Origin of the sequence: Halomonas colorata, assembly GCF_014897985.1 — a bacterium.
GTDB classification, from domain to species: Bacteria; Pseudomonadota; Gammaproteobacteria; order Pseudomonadales; family Halomonadaceae; genus Vreelandella; species Vreelandella colorata.
In genome coordinates this window covers 160170-183937 of the sequence record NZ_JABUZA010000001.1, presented here as the reverse complement: position 1 = coordinate 183937, position 23768 = coordinate 160170, and the positions used below count along the sequence as shown (strand labels likewise).

Below are 23768 nucleotides of genomic sequence, written 5' to 3'. Positions count from 1 at the left end.
GATATGCCCTTAAAGCTCAATCAGTGCGTCACCAACAGCTACGCTGTCACCTTCGCTAACGTTAACTTTCGATACCGTGCCGGCACTGCTGGCGCGGATTTCGGTTTCCATTTTCATTGCTTCAAGGATGATCACCACATCCCCTTCCGCCACCTGATCGCCTGGGCGTACGTTCACTTTGAAAATATTGCCGGCAAGCGGTGCCTCGATACGCTCACCGCTACTTTCAACCGCCGGTGCTGGCGCTGCACTTGCCGCAGGAGCGGCTTGCTCTTGCACCTGACCAATATCGCCGCCTTCAGAAACTTCCACCACAAACGCTTTGCCGTTGAGCTTTACGGTGTAGGTTTCAGGGCCGCGCGCCGCCACTTGCGTACTGGCTTGGGGGGCTACCGGGGCCTTGGTGGGCTGGTTTTCTGCCGCCTGAGGCGCGGGCTCGAAGGCCTCGGGGTTATCGCGGTTTTTAAGAAATTTCAGGCCAATTTGCGGGAACAGCGCGTAGGTTAAAACATCGTCAATCTCGCGTTCCCCTTCTGCCAAACGCACGTTGTCGGCACTGGCTTTCTGCTTAAGCTCCGCCGCCAACTTGTCCATCTCAGGCGTAAGATTATCCGCCGGACGGCAGGTGATTGGCTGACCGCCTTCCAGTACGCGGGCCTGAAGTTCGGTATCAAACGGTGCGGGCGCCGCGCCATACTCGCCTTTAAGCAGCGCCTGAACTTCTTTAGAAATTGATTTGTAACGCTCGCCCATCATGACATTCATGACCGCCTGGGTGCCGACAATCTGCGACGTCGGCGTCACCAGAGGAATAAACCCCAGGTCTTCGCGCACACGCGGAATCTCGCTGAGCACATCATCCAGCTTATCACCGGCGCCCTGCTCTTTGAGCTGGCCTTCCATATTGGTCAGCATGCCACCGGGCACCTGAGCCACGAGAATGCGCGAATCAATGCCGCGTAGCGAGCCTTCAAAAGCCGCGTACTTTTTGCGCACCTCACGGAAGTAACCGGCAATATCTTCCAGCAGCTCAAGATCCAGCCCGGTATCGCGGCCGGTGTCTTTGAGCATCGCCACAACGGACTCAGTGGGGCTATGGCCATAGGTCATCGACATGGAGGAAATAGCGGTATCCACGTTATCAATACCGGCTTCTACCGCCTTAAGAATGGTCGAGGTAGAAAGCCCGGTAGTAGCGTGGCAGTGTAGATGGACTGGAATAGACAGGTTTTTCTTCAGACGGGTTACCAGCTCAAACGCCGTGTAGGGCGTTAACAGTCCCGCCATATCCTTGATAGCCAACGAGTCTGCGCCCATTGCCGCAATAGTATTTGCAAGATCGACCCAGCTATCCAGGGTATGTACCGGACTGACCGTATAGGAAATGGTCCCTTGGGCATGCCCACCCACCTGACGCACCGCTTTAATGGCACGCTCCAGATTTCGGGGGTCATTCATGGCGTCAAACACACGAAAAACGTCCACGCCGTTAGTCTTGGCACGTTCGACAAATTTGTCGACTACATCGTCAGCGTAGTGGCGATAGCCAAGCAGATTCTGGCCGCGTAACAGCATCGCCTGCGGCGTGTTAGGCATGGCTTCTTTTAGCGCCCGGATACGCTCCCATGGGTCTTCGCCCAGATAACGAATACACGCGTCGAAGGTAGCGCCGCCCCAGGTTTCAAGCGACCAATAGCCGACACGGTCCAGTTTTTCGGCAATAGGCAGCATGTCTTCAAGACGCAGTCGGGTTGCAAACAGCGACTGATGGGCGTCACGCAGCACAACATCGGTAATCCCCAGCGGGCGTTTTGTCTCGTTCATGGCGATAGCTCACACGTTAAAATTATAGATATGTAGTAAAACTAACAAAAAAAGCCGATTTAATTGTCGCAGCGAACAAAATGCGTGTCGCTTATTTCGACGGCGAAGAACGGTAACGATGCACTGCAGCACTGATCGCTGCCTTCACTTCGGCATCCGTATCGGCCTGTGCAGGCGTGCGTACACTCTGCGGCGCCGGCATGACCGGTGTGGGCAGCGGCTGAAAACGCCCCATCAGTTTTGACAACAGCGTGACACTGATGACTAAAACCGTAAGGAAAACAAAAACAAACCCCATCCCCAAGCCCATAATGGCAAGGCCTTCCTGGAGCAGCTCTGAATCCTGCATAACCCCTCTCCTGTTATTAGGCGCTAATCATGTGCCAAAGTCCTATAAAAGCTCCTTGGCGTAATGTAAGTAATACTCTAACCTGCCACACTCAGCATAGATTGCAATCGCGCCATAGTGGAAGTCATGGTTGTTAATTTACTACAAAGTGGAAAGATAGGTCTCGCTCCGATGGAGGGCGTTATTGATGCCCTTACCCGCGATTTATTAACGCGTCGGGCTGGCTTTGATTGGACCGTCACAGAATTTGTGCGCGTCGTTGATACGCGCCTTCCGCCCCGGGTGTTCTATAAACACTGCCCTGAGCTTGAAAAACGCCCGGTAGCCACCCCTAGCGGCATTCCTGTGCATTTACAGCTACTTGGCTCTGACCCAACCGCTCTTGCCGAAAACGCGCGTCAGGCGTTAGCGTTGGGCGCTTTAAGCGTGGATTTGAATTTTGGCTGCCCTGCCAAGCTGGTTAACCGTCACGATGGCGGCGCATCCCTTCTGCGCCGACCTGAACGCGTCTATCAGGCAGTCAAGGCGGTAGCGGATGCTCTTGAAGGCCAGATACCGGTCACCGCCAAGATTCGTCTGGGCTTTTCCAACCGTCAGCTGGCGGTCGCCTGTGCCCAGGCGACTCAGGCGGGCGGCGCCTCCCGGCTGGTAGTGCATGGGCGTACACGCGATGAAGGCTATCGCCCGCCAGCGCATTGGGAGTGGATTGGCCGGGTGCGTCAGCAAGTGTCGATACCGGTGGTCGCCAATGGGGATATCTGGACGCTGGAGGCGTACTGGAAAGCGCGTACGCTGTCAGGCTGCTCTGATGTGATGCTAGGGCGTAGCGCGCTAGCCGACCCCTGGCTTGCGCCACGCATTCGGCATTGGCAGCAAACCGGCGAGCGGTTGCCTGAAACGACATGGCCGATGCGCGCCAGCGTGATCAAAGAGTACGCTCGCCTACAGCGCCAACATTTGCCTGACCGCATCGTGGTGTCACTGGTGAAACAGTGGCTTGCCCAAATGCGTCAAGGCAATGAAGAGGCCAACCAGCATTTTCAGCGCGTTAAACGCCTAACCGACCTGGACACCCTGCTTCAAAGCTTGGTGCCTGATACAACGCCTGCTGAGCGGCTCGCTGTCAGCATCTAACCCTCTGGACAAAAAAAAGCGCCCTCGCAATACGCGGGGCGCTCTAAACGATCCAAGAACGTGGCGCGAGCCGCCACGATCAGGCTAGAAACAGAAAACCCGCTCTCATTGAAGAGAACGGGTTTGAAATCTGGCGCGCCCGGGAGGATTCGAACCTCCGACCCCCTGATTCGTAGTCAGGTACTCTATCCAGCTGAGCTACGGGCGCTTTAGGTGATGCAAGTGCTTACAAAGTACATAGTGACTTAATGCTTTACATCAAGTTAGAAGATGGCGCGCCCGGGAGGATTCGAACCTCCGACCCCCTGATTCGTAGTCAGGTACTCTATCCAGCTGAGCTACGGGCGCATCTTCTATTGTGCTATTGGCGGAGAGAGAGGGATTCGAACCCTCGATAGGGCTATAAACCCTATACTCCCTTAGCAGGGGAGCGCCTTCAGCCACTCGGCCACCTCTCCTCAACGGCACGGCGCGAATATTACCGATTTCAGCAGCTGCTGTCCATACTTATGTCGATTTTTTTTCGCACCGGCTTTAGTTTGCCGTTTAGACGCCCTGTAGTAGGCGTAATAAAGGCGGCCATTTACTCTGTTTCGCTTTCACTATTGCGCTCACGCTGAATGCGCTGATAAATCTCTTCACGGTGTACAGCAACGTCTTTCGGCGCGTTAACGCCAATACGTACCTGGTTACCTTTCACACCTAGCACTGTGACGGTGATTTCATCACCGATCATCAGCGTTTCGCCAACACGGCGGGTTAGGATGAGCATGGCTGATCTCCTTCTCAGACGTTTTTATACAACGGGTTGTGTCCGCCAGAAGCGCCACTACGCCATTATGCGGCATAGCAGCGCCTTCACCAATGGCTCTGGCTCCATGACACCTAAACCTCCCGTTGAAAGAAAGCTCACCACCAACGGTAGCGAGTACCTCTTCAGCGTAGAAGGTTTAAGGCATAAATGTTATTCAGATTCTATATTTGCTTTATCCAAACCAAATGCTTTGTGTAAGGCATTAACTGCTAATTCCATATGCTTTTCATCAATCACGACTGAAATTTTAATCTCAGAGGTGGAAACCATACGAATATTGACGTTTTCGTCGGCCAATACACGGAACATTTTCGAGGCAACGCCTGCATGCGAGCGCATGCCGACACCGACCAGGGATACTTTAGCGATATTATCATCGCCACGCAGCTCACCACCGCCCAAATCGGGAATGACGGTTTCTTCGATCAGCTTCTTGGTGGCTTTGTAATCGCCTTTGGCAACCGTAAAGGTGAAATCGGTGTAATCACCTGCCGGCGCCACGTTCTGCACGATCATATCGACTTCGATATTGGCATCGGCGATAGGACCCAGAATACGTGAGGCAACACCCGGAACATCAGGGGTATGGAGCAGGGTCAGTTTGGCTTCGTTTTTGGTAAACGCGATTCCTGAGATCAGCGGTTCTTCCATGGAGTCCTCGTCTTGGTCAGAATCTGCAACAATTAAGGTACCGGGGCCATCTTCAAAGCTCGACAGTACCCGCAGGGGAACGTTGTATTTGCCGGCAAACTCTACGGCACGGATTTGCAGTACTTTAGAGCCCAGGCTTGCAAGCTCGAGCATTTCTTCAACCGTAATGCTTTCCAGACGCTGCGCTTTAGTGCACACGCGGGGATCAGTGGTGTAAACCCCATCGACATCAGTATAAATCTGACACTCGTCCGCATTAAGCGCAGCGGCTAGTGCAACACCGGTAGTATCGGAGCCACCACGGCCAAGCGTTGTGATATTGCCTTCTTCATCAACGCCTTGAAAACCCGCGACGACCACTACCTGTCCAGCATCAAGATCGGCTTTAAGATCATCGGTTTCAATGCGTTGGATACGCGCCTTGGTATGCGCGCTGTCGGTATGAATACCGATCTGGGCCCCCGTGTGCGAGGTCGCCGGCACGCCGATCTGCTGAAGCGCCATGGCAAGAAGCGAAATCGTTACCTGCTCACCGGTTGAGAGCAGCATATCCATCTCACGCGGGGCGGGGTCCTCATTTAACGCATGGGCCATATCGGTTAGTCGGTTAGTCTCTCCGCTCATTGCAGAGACCACCACGACGATCTGGTGTCCCTGATCACGAAAGCCTTTAACCTTTTCCGCTACGGCCTTAATACGGTCGACAGAGCCCACCGAGGTGCCGCCGAACTTCTGTACGTATAGTGCCATATGCCGTTTTTCCTATTCGTTCGGGAATGGAGGATGAAACGTAATTTAAATGAACAAAAGGCCGGTCGCTATAATGCCACCGGCCTTGGGTTTAGCTAAGTATATTTTCAAGCCACGCCGGGACACTGCTCAAGGCGTCGGGTAAGCCATCTGGCTGGCTGCCCCCTGCCTGCGCCATGTCGGCACGGCCACCACCTTTACCTCCTACCTGCGAGGCAACATGGTTAACCAGCTCACCCGCCTTCACACGTTGGGTAAGATCCTGCGTCACGCCTGCAATTAGGCTGACTTTACCGGCAGCCTTATCAGCCACACCCAGGATAATCACGCCTGAGCCGATTTTATTTTTCAGCTGATCGAGCACGCCGCGCAGATCTTTACCGGAAACGCCTTCCAGCTGGGTCGCCAGCAGCTTAACGCCGTGGATCTCTTGCGCCTGGCTCAACATATCGCTGCCTGCGGCGCTGGCAAGCTTGGCTTTTAACTGTTCAAGCTCTTTTTCCAGGCTGCGGTTACGCTCAACTAGCGACTCGACGCGGCCTTCGACCTGCTCAGGCTTGGTTTTCAAACGCTCGCCCAGACGCTGCACGCGGGCTTCCTGCTCACGGAAGTAGGCCAGTGCATTCTCGCCGGTAATAGCTTCAATCCGGCGAACGCCGGATGCGATACCGACTTCGCTGATAATGTGGCAACAGCCGATATCACCACTTCGGCTTACGTGGGTACCGCCACACAGCTCAATAGAGAAGCCGTCTGCACCAATGGTCAACACGCGTACGTTTTCCGCGTATTTGGCTTCAAACAGCGCGGCCGCGCCTTTAGCCTTGGCTTGATCCAGGCTCATCTGCTCGGTTTTCGTTGGCGCATTGGCAAGAATCTGCTCATTTACCAGGCGCTCAACTTCCGCTAACTGCTCGGCGGTCATTGGCTCAAAATGGCTAAAGTCAAAGCGCAGACGCTCAGCATTGACCAGCGAGCCTTTCTGCTGAACGTGATCACCCAGCACCATACGCAGGGCTTTATGCAGCAGGTGGGTGGCTGAGTGGTTGCGGATCGTTGCCGAGCGCAGGCTGGCATCGACCTGCCCTTTCACGCTTGCGCCAACGTTAAGCGCGCCCTCCACCATGACACCCTGATGCAGGTGATGACCGCTCTGCTTTTGCGTGTCGGTGACCTGAAAGCGGCCGCCTTCCACATATAAGTAGCCGGTATCGCCTACCTGGCCGCCGGACTCACCGTAAAACGGCGTACGATCCAGCACCACGGTGCCCTTCTGGCCGGCTTCCAGCGCCGCCAGGGCATTGCCTTCGCTATCCACAATGGCGGTTACGGTGGACTGGTCTTCCAGACGGTCATAGCCGGTAAAGCTGGTTTCGCCGTCAAGCTCGATAGAGGCACTGTAGTCGGCACCGAACTGGCTGGCAGCACGAGCACGCTCACGCTGCGCTTCAAGCTCACGCTGGAAACCTTCTTCATCCAGCGTGACGTTACGCTCGCGGCAAACATCGGCAGTGAGATCAAACGGGAAGCCGTAGGTATCGTAAAGCTTAAATACCGTTTCACCGGAGAGCATATTGCCCTCAAGCTCTTCAAGCGCCGCGTTCAGCAATCCCATTCCGTGGTCAAGGGTACGGGCAAACTGCTCTTCTTCTTTCAATAGAACGCGGGCAATCTGCGCACGCGCCTCACGAAGCTCAGGGTAGGCTTTGCCCATCTCGGCATCCAGCGCATCCACAAGCATATGGAAGAACGGCTTGGTCGCGCCCAGCTTGTGGCCATGGCGAATTGCCCGACGGATAATACGCCGCAGCACGTAGCCACGGCCTTCGTTAGACGGCAGTACACCGTCGGCAATCAGGAAAGCACACGAACGAATGTGGTCTGCAATAACGCGCAGCGAAGGTGTCGCGGTATCCGCATGTCCGGTCGCTTTGGCGGCCGCCTGAAGCAGGTTCTGGAACAGGTCGATCTCGTAGTTGGAGTGAACGCCCTGCATTACCGCGGCGACCCGCTCAAGGCCCATGCCGGTATCGATAGACGGCTTAGGCAGCGGGTTCAGCGTACCCTGGGCGTCGCGGTCAAACTGCATGAAGACCAGGTTCCAGATCTCGATATAGCGGTCGCCATCTTCATCGGCACTGCCGGGAGGTCCGCCCCATACGTCAGGACCATGATCAAAGAAGATTTCCGAGCTGGGGCCGCAAGGGCCGGTATCGCCCATCTGCCAGAAATTATCTTCATCCAGCCTGGAGAAGCGTTCCGGATCAATACCGATTTCGTCTTTCCAGATCCGCTCGGCTTCGTCGTCGCTAATGTGTACCGTCACCCAAAGCTTCTCTTTGGGAAGTCCTAAAGTTTCGGTTAAAAATGTCCACGCGAAGCGAATGGCATCATGCTTGAAGTAATCGCCAAAGCTGAAGTTACCCAGCATTTCGAAAAACGTATGGTGGCGCGCCGTGTAGCCGACGTTGTCCAGATCATTATGCTTCCCCCCCGCGCGCACACAGCGCTGGGCAGAAGTTGCACGCACATAGGGGCGTGGATCGCGGCCAAGGAAGACATCCTTGAACGGCACCATGCCTGCATTGGTAAACAGCAGTGTGGGGTCGTTACCCGGCACCAGCGAGCCTGTGGGGACGATAGTATGTCCCTGCTCTTCAAAAAAGGATAAAAAAGCCTGTCTAATCTCTGCGCTTCTCATAGGGTATCCGTAACATTAAAGCATGATGCCCCAGGGCGCTGTCGCCGCTACCCGCTGGGGTCGCAAAAGCGCCATTATAGCGCAGTTGTCAAACGACTAAAGCGGCAGTTAGTGGCTAATAGCTAAAGACGTAAGAAAACGATCAGGCACAATAGTGATAAAAGAAGGCTTTACAAGCAAGAGAGCGCGTAACGAATTTGTTCAAAATCGAAACCACGCGAGGCAAGAAAGCGCTCACGTTTGGCGCGTTCTTTTGGGGTATCACCGGGGGAGGAGAAGCGCCGCGCCAGGGTGGCACTGGCAAGCTCAAACCAGTCAACGCCTTCGTTTTCTTCCACGGCGACGAGCGCGTTGCTTAAAATTTCCTGATCAATGCCACGCTGGCGGAGTTCACCTTTAATGCGTATGACGCCTTGACCACGAATAATACGTGAACGAATAAAACTTTCGGCAAAGCGCACATCCGACTGAAGCCCCTGTTCTTCCAGGGTATCCAGGCACGCCTCAATGTCTGCGTTCTCGAAAGCTTTCTTGGTTAGTCTTTGCGCTATCTCAGCGCGAGAATACTCGCGCCGAGATAGCAGCTGAAGTGCTATGTCGCGTGGGGTTGCATCACGTGACGAAGCAAACATACGATTTACAGCAGGTCGTCGTCAGCATCAGCGGCGACATCAGCCGCTGGCGCTTCTTCTTTTTTCGGGTCAGGCTTGGCAAGCAACTGCTCCCGGATCTGGCTTTCGATCTCTTGCATGATTTCCGGATGCTCTTCAAGGTACTGGGCGGCGTTTGCCTTACCCTGACCAATCTTGTTGCCTTTATAGCTGTACCAGGCGCCTGCCTTGTCGACCAGGTTGCACTGCACGCCCAGATCAACTACCTCACCAGCATGGTAAATACCCTTGCCGTACAGGATCTGGAACTCGGCCTGACGGAACGGCGGTGCTACCTTGTTTTTAACCACTTTAACGCGGGTTTCGTTACCGGTGACTTCATCACCCGATTTTACGGAACCGGTACGGCGAATATCGAGCCGCACGCTGGAGTAAAACTTCAGCGCGTTACCGCCCGTCGTGGTTTCCGGGCTACCAAACATCACGCCGATCTTCATGCGGATCTGGTTGATAAACACCACGAGGCAGTTGGCGTTTTTGATATTACCGGTGATTTTACGCAGCGCCTGAGACATCAAACGCGCCTGCAGACCTACATGGGTATCACCCATTTCGCCTTCGATTTCAGCACGCGGCGTCAGCGCGGCAACGGAGTCGATAATGATCACGTCAACGCCGCCCGAGCGGACCAGCATATCGGTGATTTCAAGCGCCTGCTCACCGGTGTCCGGCTGAGATACCAGCAGGTCATCCAGGTTAACACCCAGTTTTTCTGCATAGCTTGGATCAAGGGCGTGCTCGGCATCAACGAACGCACATACCTTGCCCTGCTTCTGTGCTTGAGCAATGACCGACAGGGTCAGCGTGGTCTTACCCGACGATTCCGGTCCAAAAATCTCTACAACCCGGCCAAAGGGCAAACCACCAATGCCAAGAGCGATGTCCAAGCCTAGCGAGCCAGTAGACACTGACGGCATGACGACACGCGGAGCGTCGCCCAAGCGCATCACAGTGCCTTTACCAAACTGGCGATCGATCTGACTAAGTGCGGCGTTTAGCGCTTTCGTACGGTTGTCATCCTGAGCCATGCAAACACCCTCATCACAAACTGTATAATTACACAGTATTATGCCAAAAATTTGCTGGTAAACAAATCCTCAACGTCGTTTTTAACGATTATTTCTCAACCTCGCCTTCCCCAGAAGCATCCAGGCGCGCTACCAGGCCTGCCAACGCCTCGCGTACCGCCTGCTCGCGTACTGCCTGACGGTCTCCGGGAAAATGAAAACATTCCGCCTGCTGATGGGCCATATCTCCCCAGGCAAGCCAAACGGTGCCCACTGGTTTTTCTGGACTGCCCCCATCAGGCCCCGCCACACCGCTTACTGCAACACCTAGCTGAGCACCGCTTTCCTGGCAGGCGCCTACTACCATAGCTTTTACCACCGCCTCACTGACAGCACCTTCAGCTTCCAGTGTAGCGGCTGACACACCCAGCAGGCGTGTTTTTGCCGTATTCGCATAGGTAATATAGCCCGTTGTAAAATAAGCCGAGCTTCCCGCCGCCGAGGTAATGGCACTGGCGATGCCACCGCCCGTACATGACTCCGCCGCGGTTATTTCTATCTGACGCTGCTGACAGACCCGCCCAAGCCGCTGCGCCAGAAGTGACAAATCAAGATTTTTAAGGCTGGATACGCTAGGGGGCATGGTCGCTCCTTCATGTAGGACATCAGTTCAGCGTAGAATACTGCGTTTAGCTTTCTCAAAGAAATCGCTCAAAGAAATCGCTCAAAAGTACGTAACCCAAGAATGTAGTTAAAAAGGTAGTAAAGAGCGTATTTCAAAGCACATATTTCAAGAACATGCCGCAAGCCACGCTGGCCTGCGCCACGCTCAATCAGGACGCCCATGTCACAGGCCATTCCCCCCAACACGCCAATGATCACGCAGTATTTAAAGATCAAACGTGAACACCCCGAGGTACTACTGTTCTACCGCATGGGGGATTTTTACGAGCTGTTTTTCGACGACGCCAAACGCGCTTCAGCCCTGCTGGACATTACGCTCACCCAGCGCGGCCAGTCAGGCGGCAAACCGATCCCCATGGCTGGCATCCCCTATCATAGCGCCGAGGGCTATCTCGCCCGCCTGGTAGCTACCGGTGAGTCGGTCGCCATTTGTGAGCAGATTGGCGACCCAGCTACCAGCAAAGGCCCCGTCGAGCGCCAGGTAGTGCGTATTGTGACACCCGGCACCCTGCACGATGAGGCCCTGCTCGATGCCCGACGTGACAACGTGCTGGTGGCCCTGGCACCTGGCAGCGATCGCTGGGGACTTGCCTGGCTTGAGCTTTCCAGCGGACGTTTTAGCGTGCTGGAAGTAGACAGCGAAGCTGAAATGCTCGCCGAGCTGACCCGCCTCTCTCCCGCTGAACTACTGATCCCCGAGAGCTTAACGCTTCCCGACATTTGGTCACAAAAGCGTAGCTTACGCCGACAGGGCGAGTGGCTTTTTGATCTGGAAAGCGCCAATCGCAGCCTGTGCGATCAGTTTGAAGTGCAGGATTTGCGCGGGTTTGGCTGCGCTCACCTGACCACTGCCCTTGTCGCCGCTGGCGTACTGATCGATTACGCGCGTGACACACAGCGCTCGCGCCTGCCCCACGTCACCGCGCTGAGCGTCGAAAACCGCGATGACGCAGTAGTGATCGATGGCGCCAGTCGGCGCAATCTGGAGATTGATATCAACCTGGGCGGCAGCGCCGACAATACGCTGGCAAGCGTGCTGGACACCTGCACCACCGCAATGGGCTCAAGGCTACTGAAGCGCTGGCTGAATCGCCCGCTGCGCCAGCGCGAGACGGTACAGGGCCGCCAGGCCGGCGTTGCGCTATTAAGCCTGGACGCCGCCTATATGACGCTGCGCGACACGCTCAATGATGTTGGTGATGTCGAGCGTATTCTGTCGCGCGTTGCGCTGTATAGCGCCCGGCCACGCGATTTGGCGCGCCTGAGAGACGCCCTCAATACCCTACCCATGCTTGAGCAGCAGCTAAGTGACGTTGAAAGTGGCAGCGCTCTGGACAACCTGCGCCCGCATATCCGCCCCTATCCCGACATCGCCGACACGCTCAACCGGGCGCTGATTGAGAACCCCCCCGTAGTTATCCGCGATGGCGGCGTGATTGCCGACGGCTTTGACGCTGAGCTTGACGAGCACCGCGGCATGGCCGAAAACGCCGGCAGCTACCTGGTCAAGCTTGAACTGCGTGAACGTGAACGTACCGGACTTGCCAACCTGAAGGTCGGCTACAACCGCGTACACGGCTACTTTATCGAGCTGCCCCGCTCTCAGGCCCAGCAGGCCCCGGCTGACTATATTCGCCGCCAAACGCTGAAAAACGCCGAGCGGTTTATCATCCCGGAGCTTAAAGAGTTCGAAGATAAGGCGCTATCGGCCAAGTCGCGCGCCTTGACCCGTGAAAAGTGGCTGTACGATCGCCTATTGGGCGAGCTCAACGAGAACCTGACCGCTTTGCAGGGCACCTCCCGAGCGCTTGCCGAACTGGACGTACTGTGCGCTTTTGCCGAGCGCGCCGAGGCGCTCAACTGGGTGCGTCCAACGTTAAGCGATGCCACCGGCATTACGATTACCGCAGGCCGTCATCCGGTCGTGGAGCAGGTAAGCGATAAGCCATTTGTGCCCAACGATGTGGTGCTCACACCCGAGCGGCATATGTTGATTATCACCGGCCCCAATATGGGCGGTAAATCTACCTATATGCGCCAGACGGCACTAATTGCACTGCTGGCCCATAGCGGTAGCTTTGTGCCCGCGGATGCGGCTGAAATAGGCCCTATCGACCGGATCTTTACCCGCATTGGTTCATCGGATGATTTAGCGGGTGGTCGCTCGACGTTTATGGTCGAGATGACCGAAACTGCGAATATTTTACATAATGCGACCGAACAAAGCCTGGTACTCATGGATGAAATTGGCCGGGGCACGAGTACCTTTGATGGTCTTTCGCTTGCCTGGGCAAGTGCCGAGCACCTCGCCCAGGCGCACGCGCTTACACTTTTTGCCACTCACTACTTTGAAATGACAGCGCTGCCTGACCAGGCCGAAGGCGTGGCCAATATTCATTTAACCGCCACCGAACATGGCGACAGCATTGTGTTTATGCATCGCATCGAGGCGGGCCCGGCAAGCCAAAGCTATGGCTTGCAGGTAGCCCAGCTGGCGGGTGTGCCCACGCATGTCATCAAACGTGCCAGGGAAAAATTGATTGCGCTTGAACAGCGCGATGTGAACACGCATCAGGCACGCTCTGCTGGCGTATCGGAACATTACCCTCAGGCAACACCCGCGCCTCAGCAGAACGATTTGTTTGCCAGCACGCCGCACCCGGTTGTCGAAGCGCTTGAGCGCGCGGATGTAGACGATTTATCGCCCCGTGAAGCGCTGGCGCTGATTTATCAATGGCGGGATCTGCTGTAATTGGCGCAAGAGAAGACGCTCAGAGCTTGCCGTTAGGTATAGGCACCACTAGAATGTCGCCCATACTTTTTAGCTTATAAAAAACGGCTGTTTTATAACCATTCACGATTGACCATGACCGGACTGTACCTCCGGTCCCGCAAGAGGGATAGCGCGATGACGTTTGTCGTTACCGAAAACTGCATCCAATGCAAATACACCGACTGTGTCGAAGTTTGCCCGGTCGACTGCTTTTACGAAGGCCCCAACTTCCTGGTGATTCACCCGGATGAGTGCATTGATTGCGCCCTATGCGAGCCGGAGTGCCCTGCAGAGGCCATCTTCTCTGAGGATGAGCTGCCGGATGGGCAGGAACAGTTTATCGAGATCAATGCTGAACTGGCCGAAGTATGGCCCAACATAGCTGAAAAGAAAGATGCCTTGCCGGATGCCGAAGAGTGGGATGGCAAGAGCGGCAAGATCGAGAAGCTTGAGCGCTAATAAAAACGGCGCAACAGCATTTCCTAAGAACCAGCGTCCGCGCTGGTTTTTTTGTTTCTGTCTGACCATCTAGCGAATGCTTGCTTACAACGCAAAAGAGCCACCCTGGGGCGGCTCTTTGCGTTACATGATGCACCTGCTGGCTTACACGGGCTTCGGCTCGCCCAGCTCGTTATCATTAGAGTCAAAGACCGCGCTATCGTGCTGCTTGAGCAGGCGGCTGGTCACCGTGCCCGCGGTCATTGAGCCGTTGACGTTGATCGCCGTGCGGCCCATATCGATGAGCGGCTCGATGGAGATTAATAGTCCTGCCAGCGCAATCGGCAGATCAAGCGTCGAAAGCACAATGATGGCCGCAAAGGTTGCCCCACCACCGACGCCTGCAATCCCGAAAGATGCCAGAGTGACGACCAGCACCAGCGTTGCCAGAAACTCCAGCGAAAATGGATCGATCCCTACCGTAGGCGCAATCATCATGGCCAGCATGGCCGGATAAAGCCCGGCACAGCCGTTTTGGCCGATGGTTGCCCCGAAGGAAGCAGAGAAGTTGGCAATGGCGGGCGGCACGCCAATGCGGTCCACCTGGGCTTCGATGTTCAGAGGAATCGTGGCCGCGCTTGAGCGCGAGGTAAACGCAAAGGTGAGCACCGGCCAGACTTTTTGAAAATAGCGTTTGGGATTGACTCCAGCGCCCATCAGAAACAGCGTATGCATGACCAGTATCAGCGCCAACCCCACGTAGGAGGCGATGACGAAACCAAGCAGATTAAGAATATCGTTAAGATTGGATGTGGAAACCACCTTGGTCATCAACGCCATCACCCCGTAAGGCGTCAGGCGAATCACCATTCGCACCAGGCGCATGATCCACTTCTGTACGATATCAATACCTTCGATTAGCTTATCGCCAAGTGCTGCATTTTCACGCTTGATGCCCAGTGCCGCCATGCCCAAAAACGTGGCAAAAATTACCACGCTGATAATCGACGTCGGACGCGACCCAGCCAAATCTTGAAAAGGATTGCTGGGAATAAAAGATAGCAGCAATTGCGGTATGGTCAGGTCAGCCACTTGAGCACTGCGTTCAATAATGGCCTGGCCCCGCTCAAGCTCGCGGGCGCCCTGCACCAGCCCCTCGGCAGACAACCCAAACAGCTGCGTCATGCTGATGCCGATAACCGCCGAGATCGCCGTAGTAAGCATCAACATGGCGAGCACGCCCAGGCTGATTTTACCCAGCGCACTGGCATCATGCAGACGCGTTACGGCGGACAGAATAGTGACCAGCACCAGAGGCATGATGATCATTTTCAACAGTTGGACATAACCGCCGCCGACCAGATTGACCCAGTCGATAGTACCGTCAAGTACCACCGAATCCGCAAACAACCACTGTAGCAGCGTCCCCAACCCAACACCGATGACAAGACCGGCTAACACCACCTTTGAAAGGCTTGCGCCGTTTCGCTGCCAGCGTGCCAGCAGTGCGATCGCAAGCGCAAAGACCAATACGTTGATCGCAATCAACCCATGCATGTAATGCCTCTCCTAAAAAATAAAAAAACGGCACATCAACGATGTGCCGTAAGATAAGTAAAACAGAAATATAGCCTGCTAACTCTTGCGCGCCATAGTAATTAATAGCGGCACACAATAAAAATGTATTTTACTTATAACCTTGGAAGCATTTTCATCACTGGGTCGTCGGCAGAATGTCTTATTGAGAAAAGACCCATTGAAGCAAGGACCATTGAGATACTTTTTTCAGACAAAAAAAAGGCGGCCCATAGGCCGCCCGCTCCAAGCACTTCCTCTGACCACTCCCTGTGTCAAACTCCTCAGGTAACTTCCTTGCTAGGCCTCACATCAATGTGGCACCGCGCGTACCTGTTTACATCTCTTACATTGCATTCTGTCTAAAGCATCCTTGCCTCCCCTGTCCTGAATGCATTGTGGCAGATAACGAATGCTTCTCAAGACGGGCAAAATAGAAGAGGGCAAGCCTTATCGGCTCACCCTTTTTTTCAAACCAATTTAAAATCAATCACATGAATTTTAATTAAGGCAAAATTACGGATTTTCTTACCCTAAAACGAGCGATTTTCGTCGGCATTTGTAAGAGATCTCTTACAAAATCTTGAGACATATCTTACAAACCAACCCCTTAAAAAGCCTTACTGACCTTTAATAGCGCTGATGCCTGGGTAGTTAACATCACCTAGCTCAGCCTCAATCACCAGTAAGCGGTTATATTTAGCTACCCGGTCAGAACGGCATAGCGAACCGGTTTTAATCTGGCCAGCACAGGTACCCACCGCCAAATCAGCAATGGTGGTATCTTCGGTTTCGCCGGAGCGGTGCGAGATAACCGCGGTAAAGCCTGCATCCTGCGCCATCTTGATGGCGTCCAGCGTTTCAGACAGCGAGCCGATCTGGTTGAACTTGATCAGAATCGAGTTACCGATCTGCTCATCGATACCGCGCTTGAGGATTTTGGTGTTGGTCACGAACAGGTCATCGCCTACCAGCTGCACCTTGTCACCCAGCTTATCGGTCAGCGCTTTCCAGCCGTCCCAATCCGACTCATCCATACCGTCTTCGATGGAAACGATCGGGTAGTCGGCGCAAAGGCCCGCCAGATAGTCGGTAAAGCCTTGCGCATCGTAGCTTTTACCTTCGCCGGAAAGGTTGTACTGGCCGTCCTTGTAGAACTCAGACGAAGCACAATCGAGCGCGAGCGTAACGTCTTTACCCAGGGTATAGCCCGCATCTGCAACGGCCTGCTTGATAACCGCCAGGGCATCGGCATTAGAGGCCAAGTCAGGCGCAAAACCACCCTCGTCGCCAACCGACGTGGAAAGGCCTTTCGCCAGAAGTACTTTCTTCAACGCATGGAAAATTTCTGCGCCCATGCGTAGCCCTTCGCGAAAATTAGGCGCGCCCACCGGCTGCACCATAAATTCCTGGATATCGACGTTGTTATCCGCATGCTCGCCGCCATTGATGATGTTCATCATCGGTACCGGCATGCTGTATTGACCCGGCTGGCCGTAAAGCTCGGCAATGTGCGCATAAAGCGGCACGCCCTTGGCATTGGCCGCCGCTTTGGCAGCAGCCAGCGATACCGCCAGAATCGCATTCGCGCCCAGGGTCGCTTTATTGTCAGTGCCATCCAGCGCCAGCATGGCATCGTCCAGACCGCGCTGATCGCGCGCATCCATTCCCAGCAACGCATCACGGATTTTGCCATTGACCGCATCGACAGCTTTCAGTACACCTTTGCCGAGATAGCGCGCTTTATCACCGTCGCGCAGTTCAAGCGCTTCACGCGAACCGGTGGAAGCACCGCTGGGCGCGCAGGCTTCGCCTACCGCGCCACTCTCAAGACGCACGCGCGCCTGTACTGTCGGATTACCGCGTGAATCAAGTACTTCCAGTGCACTGATATCTACAATTTTGGTCATGACAGTGTCCTTGGTTGTGGGTCTAATAAAGGATTACGTACCGCGTTGGCTACCGCTTAGCGAATGGTCAACGGCGCAAAGTTTTTGACTAGTGAATCCAATTGCGAAAGCTGGGTTAAAAATGGCTCAAGCTGATCAAGCGGCAAGGCACAGGGGCCATCACACTTGGCATTATCAGGGTCTGGATGCGCCTCCAAAAATAGCCCGGCAAGCCCTACCGCAACGCCGGAACGGGCAAGCTCGGCTACCTGGGCACGCCGCCCATCGGCACTGTCGGCGCGTCCACCCGGGCGCTGAAGCGCATGGGTGACATCAAAAAACACCGGATAGCCGGTCTGTTTCATGTCCCCGAACCCAAGCATATCGACAATCAGGTTGTTGTAACCAAAGCTTGAGCCGCGCTCGCAGAGCATCAGGCGATCATTACCGGCTTCCTGAAACTTGCTGAGAATATGGCGCATCTCATGAGGTGCTAAAAACTGGGGCTTTTTGATATTGATCGCGGCACCGGTTTTGGCCATCGCCACCACCAGATCCGTCTGGCGCGCCAGGAAAGCGGGCAACTGGATGATATCCGCGACGTCTGCCGCCTGGGCCGCCTGCCAGGGCTCGTGAACATCGGTGATGATCGGCACGCCATAACGCGACTTGATATCAGCGAGAATCTGCAAGCCTTTTTCAATACCCGGACCACGGTACGAGTGAATCGAGCTGCGGTTGGCCTTGTCAAAGCTCGCCTTGAATACATACGGCATACCGAGCTTTTGCGTCACGCTGACGTAGGCTTGGGCTACCTCGTCGGCAAGCTCTGCCGACTCTAGCACGTTCATGCCGCCAAGCAGCATTAAGGGCAAAGAATTGCCGGCGGTTAGGCCGGCAATGTTGATGTGACGCTCTTGAAAAGGTGCTTGAGAAGACATTGGCTTCCCCCCTTATTCCTGAGGTGTCGCGTGAGATCGGGTACGCGCCGTTTTGTGCTCCAGCGCTGCATTCACAAAGCCCGAGAACAGCGGGTGCCCGTCACGCGGTGTGGAGGTAAATTCCGGGTGGAACTGACACGCCACGTACCAAGGGTGATCGGCCAACTCGATCATTTCAACCAGCGACTGATCAACGCTTTTACCTGAAATTACCAGGCCGGCTTTTTCCAGCTCGTCAATAAACTGGTTATTAACTTCGAAGCGGTGGCGGTGACGTTCAACGATTTCATCAGAGCCGTAAGCTTCACGCGCTTTGCTGCCGGAGGTCAGATGACATATCTGGCCGCCCAGACGCATGGTGCCGCCTAAATCAGACGCCGCATCGCGCAGCTCAATTTTACCTTCCGCATTCAGCCATTCGGTAATCAGGCCGACCACCGGGTGCTGAGTGTCATGGGTAAACTCAGTGGAGTTGGCATCTTTCCAGCCCGCCACGTTACGCGCAAATTCAATAACCGCTACCTGCATCCCTAAGCAGATCCCCAGGTAAGGCACGTTATTTTCGCGGGCAAACTGGGCGGTCATAATTTTGCCTTCCACGCCTCGCTCACCAAAGCCGCCGGGCACCAGAATAGCGTCTTTACCCGCTAGGCGCTCGGTGCCGTGACGTTCGATGTCCTCAGCGTCGATATAGTCGACATTGACTTTGATGCGCCCTTGAATGCCTGCATGAATCAAGGCTTCATTAAGCGACTTGTACGCGTCCAGCAGTTCCATGTACTTACCGACCATGGCGATACTTACGGACTTGAGCGGATTAAGCTTGGAGTCCAGCACTTTCACCCACTCGGAAAGATCGGCGGGCTCGGCATCAAGGCGCAGCTTATCGCAGACGATATCGTCCAGGCCGTGTTCATGAAGCATCAGCGGGATACGGTAGATGGTATCTGCGTCCTGAAGCGGTACGACCGCACGCTCTTCAACGTTGGTAAACAACGCGATTTTGCGGCGTTCGCTCTCTTCAAGCTCGACTTCGCTGCGGCAAATCAGAATATCCGGCTGAATACCAATCGAGCGCAGCTCTTTAACGCTGTGCTGGGTAGGCTTGGTTTTCGTCTCGCCCGCCGTCTTGATATACGGCACCAGCGTCAGGTGCATAAACAGCGCGCGATTAGCACCCTGCTCGCTACGAATCTGGCGAATAGACTCCAAAAACGGCAGCGATTCGATATCACCTACCGTGCCACCGATTTCTACCAGCGCCACGTCGAAACCTTCACCGCCGGCATAAACGCGCTGCTTGATTTCATCGGTGATGTGCGGGATGACCTGTACCGTGCCACCCAGGTAATCGCCACGGCGCTCTTTGCGCAGCACGTGCTCGTAAACACGGCCTGTGGTGAAGTTGTTGCGCTGGGTCATCTTGGTACGAATAAAGCGTTCGTAGTGGCCCAGGTCCAGATCGGTCTCGGCGCCATCCTCGGTGACGAACACCTCGCCGTGCTGGAAAGGGCTCATGGTGCCCGGGTCCACGTTGATGTACGGGTCGAGCTTGAGCATGGTGACCTTAAGGCCGCGGGCCTCTAAAATCGCCGCCAGCGAGGCCGACGCGATGCCCTTGCCAAGAGAGGACACAACGCCGCCGGTCACGAAGATATATCGTGTCATGGAAAACCTGTCGAAACGTGATCAAAAGGCGTAACAGAAAGCCACACCAGGATGGGACGACAGAATAGCAGACTACGCCCCAAGGCTCAATTTGAACTGAGCAGTCAAAATCAGCTCGGCCGAACCAGAATGGGCAGCTGCCCCAGCCCTGCGCTTGCATACATTCATAGGTAAACCGCCAACCACCATACTTAATAGCAATGATTGCTATTTGCCTTAAGAGTATCCTTGTTCTCAGCGTATTCCCCGTACCGATGAGATTGTAGCGGGGAAATTAGCACGTAATGAAATAACATAAGGGAATAAGGGGAAACGAAAGATGCAGCACAAGCGACGTCGAATTTTCCATTTGGCAGCCATGATGAGTTGCCTGCAAGCCGTCCCCGGGTGGGCGAATACGACAAACTCAGCAATAACGACAGAGGGTGAAGCCCCCGCCACCCTCACACCGATAACGGTGACCGCGGAAAAAACCGAGCAGCCACTGGAAAATGTGGCTGCCAGTGTCGCGGTGATTGATGGTTCTGAAATTGAAGCAGCGGGCCTGACCAGCCTCGAACAGTTAGAGGGACGGGTTCCTGGGTTATCGTTTCAGCCATTCGGACAGGCCGGCATGAATTCTCCCGTAATGAGGGGACTAACGGCTAACTTCAACACCTTTTCCACCTCAACGTTGCTTCTGGTGGATGGTGTACCAACACTGTCTGCTCAGGGATTCGAGAGCAGCCTACTTAACGTCGACCGAATCGAGATACTACGCGGCCCTCAGTCCACACTCTATGGCAGTAATGCCGAAGCTGGCGTCATTGCTATCCACACCCAGCCGATGGACAACCAACCTCGCGCCACTGTTAGCGGTGAAGCCGGCAACCATGGCCATCGAGCCGTTCGCTTCGCCGTCAGTCACCCCATCGTTCAGGACAATCTCTATGCCAGTATTGCGGGTAGCACGTCGAGTGAGGATGGTTTTATCGACAACATCCACACCGGCAGTAATGAAGATGACCGCAATCGGCACGATCTCAACCTAGGGCTGCGCTGGACGCCTGGTGATGCGACTGATTTGGCACTGCGCTATACGCGCCAAGAGTATGATGATGGTGCATCCCGCTGGGGGGCACCTAGCGCGCATCGTGCCACTGTTGCCTCAGGCACCCCAAGTTGGAACCGATCCTGGGGGCAAACCCTAGCACTAACCGCGGAACATGAATTCGCCTCGGACTTGAGTCTCCATTCCGTCACTGCCTGGAATGATTTCCGGGATCATATACAGCAGGATACCGATTTCAGGGCCGAGGATATCTTGCACGTAGGTCGTGACAACCGGCTACGCACGCTATCCCAGGAGCTTCGCTTAGAGGGTGCTCTTGGCGAGACAGAGTGGTTGCTCGGCGTCTACGGCGATAGCAGTGATAACCGGCTGCATAGTATCAGCAAAAATATGATGGGCTCTGTGGATCTTCATGCCAATCAGGAAAGCCAAACGACAGCCCTGTTTACCCATTGGAACCTACCCTTGGCACAACACTGGCGCCTTTCTACCGGTGGGCGCATTGAGCACAATCAGGTGGAACTACACCCACGTGGTGCGGCAAGCCGGTCGGAATCATGGTCGCACTTTTCGCCCAAGATCGCGTTGCAATATGAAATCAGCCCACGCAATCAGTGGTACGCCAGTATCTCGCGAGGCGTGCGTAGCGGTGGGTTCAATATATTATCCCCCGCAACGAACTATCAGTCCTTCGGTCCAGAGAAAACTTGGTCCTACGAGACCGGCGCTAAGGGTTGGCTAGCCGAAGGGCGCCTGCGTTACTCTCTCGCCGCCTATCTGATGGACATCGACAACATGCAAGTCATGCAAATGCCCACCGCCGGCATGATGTACATCACCAATGCTGCCACAGCCACCTCTAAAGGGGTAGAACTCGACCTTGACTATCTGCTTGGCGATGGGTGGCAAATTAAAGGGGGGTTAGCCTGGAACCATACCCGATTTGATCAATTCCAAGATGGCTCAGCCGACTACGCTGGTAATCACAATCCTTTCGCTCCCGATTTTACCGGTTATTTGAGCCTACGCTACGACGATCCAGAAGGCTGGTACACCCAGGGCAGCCTGGTCGGTAGCAGCAAAGTCTACCTAGACGCCGCCAACCAATACGAGCGTAACGACTATGCACTGCTCAACTTGGTCGCTGGCTATCAGTTAGGTGATTGGGAGCTCGCCGCCTACGCCGACAACATCGGCGATAAGCGCTATGACGCCGTGGGCTACCAGAACGGCTTCGTCACCATCTACAGCCCGCCCCGGGAGGTAGGAATGCGCTTCACTTGGCGATTGTGATCGCCGGAGCGCTCTCCATGCCTAATACCCGCACCGCCACCCCAGCCCAGCCTGTTTTTGGCCCTCGGCTTATCGCCGGGCTGACCGGCGTATTCATCGCAGCCATCATGGCAGGATTTAACAACCGGGTTCCTGCCTTATCATTGCCAGATATTCGCGGCGCCCATGGTTTGGGTGCCGACGCTGCCTCCTGGCTGGATACCGTCTATCTCGTTGGCGAAATCACGGTACAACCGTTTGCCGCCTGGTTCGCCATCACCCTATCACTGCGCCGTTATCAACTGGTGTTAATCTCCGCTGCCACGCTGCTCGGATTACTACTGCCCTTTGCCCAGTCGCTACCGTCCATGCTCCTACTGCGCGGTCTGCAAGGTGCCGTCGCTGGCGGTCTGATCCCGACACTGATGATGGCAGCGCTGCGTTTTCTGCCGTTTCATATTCGCCTGCACGGTTTGGCGCTATTCGCCATGACTGCCACCCTAGCACCCAATCTGGCGGTGTGGCTGGCTGGCGTGTGGACAGATCAGTTGTTCGACTGGCGGTGGGTCTACTGGCAAATCGTTCCGCTGGGTATGTTCAGCTTAGCGCTATGTGCATGGGGCCTCCCTCAGGATCCACCACGCCATGAGCGCTTCGGTCAGGGCAACTGGATCGGCCATATTTGTCTGGTTACCGGATTAGCGCTGCTTGCGATAGTTCTCAGTCAGGGTGTACGTCTTGGCTGGTTTCATTCAACACTGATCTGCAGTGCACTTGCTGGCGGCCTAATCGCCACCTTCGCCGGTCTGCTCAGCGAGTGGCATCATCCCAGCCCTTTTATCCGCCTTCAACTGCTTTCCCGGCGCAACCTTGGGCTGGGCTTCACCCTGTTTGTTGGGCTGTTGGTTGTGCTGATGTCCGGCGCTCTACTGCCGCTTAATTTTCTCGCCCAAGTGCAAGGTTATAGACCACTGCAATCCAGTGCCGTTGGGCTCACCATCGGGCTACCACAGTTGGTGCTCGGCTCCCTGGTGGCTCTGCTTCTATACCAGCCTTGGATGGATGCACGCAAGGTATTTGCCACTGGCCTGCTGATTGTGGCGATAGCCTGCTGGCTAGGCGCCCAAATCACCAGTGAATGGATGTGGCACCAGTTCGTCGCTGTACAAGCACTGCAAGCGATCGGCCAGCCAATGGCGGTGGTCTCACTGCTATTTCTGGCTACCAGTGTGGTACAGCCAATGGAAGGCCCCTTCGTATCCGGGCTGGTGAATATGCTGCGCGCCTTCGGCACCGCCCTGGGCAGCGCGCTGGTCACTCAGTTGATACTGATTCAAAGCCATTTTCACAGCGACATGTTGCTGGACAGCATGGCTCGAGCTGGCGCCGCCCTAGGAATGCATGAAGACCAACTGATGACGTTGTCCGACGCCGTCACTACCCAAGCCGTCACGCTGGCCACCGCCGACGCTTACCGGGCACTTAGCGTGCTTGCCCTGATGCTGATTCCGCTGACGCTCTGTCTCACGCCCGTAACGCCACCGTCACCTCCCTCTCGTTCACCGGAATAATAGCC

Annotated in this window: 17 protein-coding genes and 3 tRNA genes; 5 read left to right on the top strand and 15 right to left on the bottom strand. The window is 55.2% G+C overall.

The annotated features are described in order from the left end of the window. Positions 1-9: 9 nt before the first annotated feature. Together oadA and INT33_RS00950 are read right to left on the bottom strand one after the other, a co-directional pair. Complete coding sequence (oadA, locus tag INT33_RS00955) at positions 10-1824, bottom strand: sodium-extruding oxaloacetate decarboxylase subunit alpha (protein WP_192537392.1); 1815 nt, start codon at positions 1822-1824, stop codon at positions 10-12. Between the two features lie 91 nt (positions 1825-1915). After that, positions 1916-2173, bottom strand: a complete 258-nt coding sequence (locus INT33_RS00950; protein WP_192537393.1) for an OadG family protein — start codon at positions 2171-2173, stop codon at positions 1916-1918. Between the two features lie 126 nt (positions 2174-2299). On the opposite strand from INT33_RS00950, the gene INT33_RS00945 reads away from it, so the two are divergent. Continuing rightward, positions 2300-3307 (top strand): tRNA dihydrouridine synthase, encoded by a 1008-nt coding sequence (locus INT33_RS00945; protein WP_225736080.1) that lies wholly within the window; start codon positions 2300-2302, stop codon positions 3305-3307. A 131-nt stretch (positions 3308-3438) separates the two neighbouring features. On the opposite strand, the gene INT33_RS00940 is transcribed toward INT33_RS00945, so the two are convergent. The 9 genes from INT33_RS00940 to INT33_RS00900 all read right to left on the bottom strand — a co-directional run bounded on the left by INT33_RS00940 (position 3439) and on the right by INT33_RS00900 (position 10544). Continuing rightward, a tRNA-Arg gene (locus INT33_RS00940) sits at positions 3439-3515 on the bottom strand. A 63-nt stretch (positions 3516-3578) separates the two neighbouring features. Further along, positions 3579-3655, bottom strand: a tRNA-Arg gene (locus INT33_RS00935). Between the two features lie 17 nt (positions 3656-3672). Next, a tRNA-Ser gene (locus tag INT33_RS00930) sits at positions 3673-3765 on the bottom strand. A 125-nt stretch (positions 3766-3890) separates the two neighbouring features. Next, entirely contained in the window at positions 3891-4079 is a 189-nt protein-coding gene (csrA, locus tag INT33_RS00925; protein WP_018918037.1) for a carbon storage regulator CsrA, read from the bottom strand. A 192-nt stretch (positions 4080-4271) separates the two neighbouring features. After that, on the bottom strand, positions 4272-5522 hold the full coding sequence (locus tag INT33_RS00920) for an aspartate kinase (protein ID WP_018918038.1): 1251 nt from the start codon (positions 5520-5522) through the stop codon (positions 4272-4274). 91 nt (positions 5523-5613) lie between these two features. Continuing rightward, positions 5614-8223 carry an alanine--tRNA ligase gene (alaS, locus tag INT33_RS00915; protein WP_192537394.1) on the bottom strand — a complete coding sequence of 870 codons (2610 nt, stop codon included), beginning with the start codon at positions 8221-8223 and terminating at the stop codon, positions 5614-5616. Positions 8224-8393: 170 nt separating this feature from the next. Continuing rightward, the gene (locus INT33_RS00910; RefSeq protein ID WP_192537395.1) at positions 8394-8855 is read right to left on the bottom strand and encodes a regulatory protein RecX; all 462 of its coding nucleotides are present in this window, start codon (positions 8853-8855) and stop codon (positions 8394-8396) included. 5 nt (positions 8856-8860) lie between these two features. Beyond that, positions 8861-9922: a recombinase RecA gene (gene recA, locus INT33_RS00905; protein WP_192537396.1), complete on the bottom strand. Its 1062-nt coding sequence runs from the start codon at positions 9920-9922 to the stop codon at positions 8861-8863. A gap of 88 nt (positions 9923-10010) precedes the next feature. Then, the gene (locus INT33_RS00900) at positions 10011-10544 is read right to left on the bottom strand and encodes a CinA family protein (protein WP_192537397.1); all 534 of its coding nucleotides are present in this window, start codon (positions 10542-10544) and stop codon (positions 10011-10013) included. 201 nt (positions 10545-10745) lie between these two features. Here INT33_RS00900 and mutS point away from each other — a divergent pair, with 201 nt between their 5' ends. Together mutS and fdxA are read left to right on the top strand one after the other, a co-directional pair. Beyond that, a complete protein-coding gene (gene mutS / locus INT33_RS00895; protein ID WP_192537398.1) occupies positions 10746-13337 on the top strand; it encodes a DNA mismatch repair protein MutS in 2592 nt (863 codons plus the stop codon). 156 nt (positions 13338-13493) lie between these two features. Beyond that, positions 13494-13817 carry a ferredoxin FdxA gene (gene fdxA / locus INT33_RS00890; protein WP_192537399.1) on the top strand — a complete coding sequence of 108 codons (324 nt, stop codon included), beginning with the start codon at positions 13494-13496 and terminating at the stop codon, positions 13815-13817. A gap of 144 nt (positions 13818-13961) precedes the next feature. Here fdxA and INT33_RS00885 read toward each other — a convergent pair whose 3' ends face one another. The 4 genes from INT33_RS00885 to INT33_RS00870 form a co-directional block, all read right to left on the bottom strand. Next, positions 13962-15353, bottom strand: a complete 1392-nt coding sequence (locus tag INT33_RS00885; RefSeq protein ID WP_192537400.1) for an L-cystine transporter — start codon at positions 15351-15353, stop codon at positions 13962-13964. A gap of 638 nt (positions 15354-15991) precedes the next feature. After that, on the bottom strand, positions 15992-17281 hold the full coding sequence (gene eno, locus INT33_RS00880) for a phosphopyruvate hydratase (RefSeq protein WP_192537401.1): 1290 nt from the start codon (positions 17279-17281) through the stop codon (positions 15992-15994). 56 nt (positions 17282-17337) lie between these two features. Further along, the gene (gene kdsA, locus INT33_RS00875) at positions 17338-18201 is read right to left on the bottom strand and encodes a 3-deoxy-8-phosphooctulonate synthase (RefSeq protein WP_192537402.1); all 864 of its coding nucleotides are present in this window, start codon (positions 18199-18201) and stop codon (positions 17338-17340) included. 12 nt (positions 18202-18213) lie between these two features. Continuing rightward, entirely contained in the window at positions 18214-19869 is a 1656-nt protein-coding gene (locus tag INT33_RS00870) for a CTP synthase (protein WP_192537403.1), read from the bottom strand. Positions 19870-20188: 319 nt separating this feature from the next. On the opposite strand from INT33_RS00870, the gene INT33_RS00865 reads away from it, so the two are divergent. Both INT33_RS00865 and INT33_RS00860 read left to right on the top strand, forming a co-directional pair. After that, entirely contained in the window at positions 20189-22213 is a 2025-nt protein-coding gene (locus tag INT33_RS00865; RefSeq protein ID WP_225736081.1) for a TonB-dependent receptor, read from the top strand. Positions 22214-22230: 17 nt separating this feature from the next. Next, a complete protein-coding gene (locus INT33_RS00860; protein ID WP_087107930.1) occupies positions 22231-23763 on the top strand; it encodes an MFS transporter in 1533 nt (510 codons plus the stop codon). Positions 23764-23768: the final 5 nt, after the last annotated feature.

Coding starts and splice junctions, on each gene's coding strand:
- oadA (WP_192537392.1), bottom strand. CDS start 1,824: ATGAACGAGACAAAACGCCCGCTGGGGATTACCGATGTTGTGCTGCGT.
- INT33_RS00950 (WP_192537393.1), bottom strand. CDS start 2,173: ATGCAGGATTCAGAGCTGCTCCAGGAAGGCCTTGCCATTATGGGCTTG.
- INT33_RS00945 (WP_225736080.1), top strand. CDS start 2,300: ATGGTTGTTAATTTACTACAAAGTGGAAAGATAGGTCTCGCTCCGATG.
- csrA (WP_018918037.1), bottom strand. CDS start 4,079: ATGCTCATCCTAACCCGCCGTGTTGGCGAAACGCTGATGATCGGTGAT.
- INT33_RS00920 (WP_018918038.1), bottom strand. CDS start 5,522: ATGGCACTATACGTACAGAAGTTCGGCGGCACCTCGGTGGGCTCTGTC.
- alaS (WP_192537394.1), bottom strand. CDS start 8,223: ATGAGAAGCGCAGAGATTAGACAGGCTTTTTTATCCTTTTTTGAAGAG.
- INT33_RS00910 (WP_192537395.1), bottom strand. CDS start 8,855: ATGTTTGCTTCGTCACGTGATGCAACCCCACGCGACATAGCACTTCAG.
- recA (WP_192537396.1), bottom strand. CDS start 9,922: ATGGCTCAGGATGACAACCGTACGAAAGCGCTAAACGCCGCACTTAGT.
- INT33_RS00900 (WP_192537397.1), bottom strand. CDS start 10,544: ATGCCCCCTAGCGTATCCAGCCTTAAAAATCTTGATTTGTCACTTCTG.
- mutS (WP_192537398.1), top strand. CDS start 10,746: ATGTCACAGGCCATTCCCCCCAACACGCCAATGATCACGCAGTATTTA.
- fdxA (WP_192537399.1), top strand. CDS start 13,494: ATGACGTTTGTCGTTACCGAAAACTGCATCCAATGCAAATACACCGAC.
- INT33_RS00885 (WP_192537400.1), bottom strand. CDS start 15,353: ATGCATGGGTTGATTGCGATCAACGTATTGGTCTTTGCGCTTGCGATC.
- eno (WP_192537401.1), bottom strand. CDS start 17,281: ATGACCAAAATTGTAGATATCAGTGCACTGGAAGTACTTGATTCACGC.
- kdsA (WP_192537402.1), bottom strand. CDS start 18,201: ATGTCTTCTCAAGCACCTTTTCAAGAGCGTCACATCAACATTGCCGGC.
- INT33_RS00870 (WP_192537403.1), bottom strand. CDS start 19,869: ATGACACGATATATCTTCGTGACCGGCGGCGTTGTGTCCTCTCTTGGC.
- INT33_RS00865 (WP_225736081.1), top strand. CDS start 20,189: ATGCAGCACAAGCGACGTCGAATTTTCCATTTGGCAGCCATGATGAGT.
- INT33_RS00860 (WP_087107930.1), top strand. CDS start 22,231: ATGCCTAATACCCGCACCGCCACCCCAGCCCAGCCTGTTTTTGGCCCT.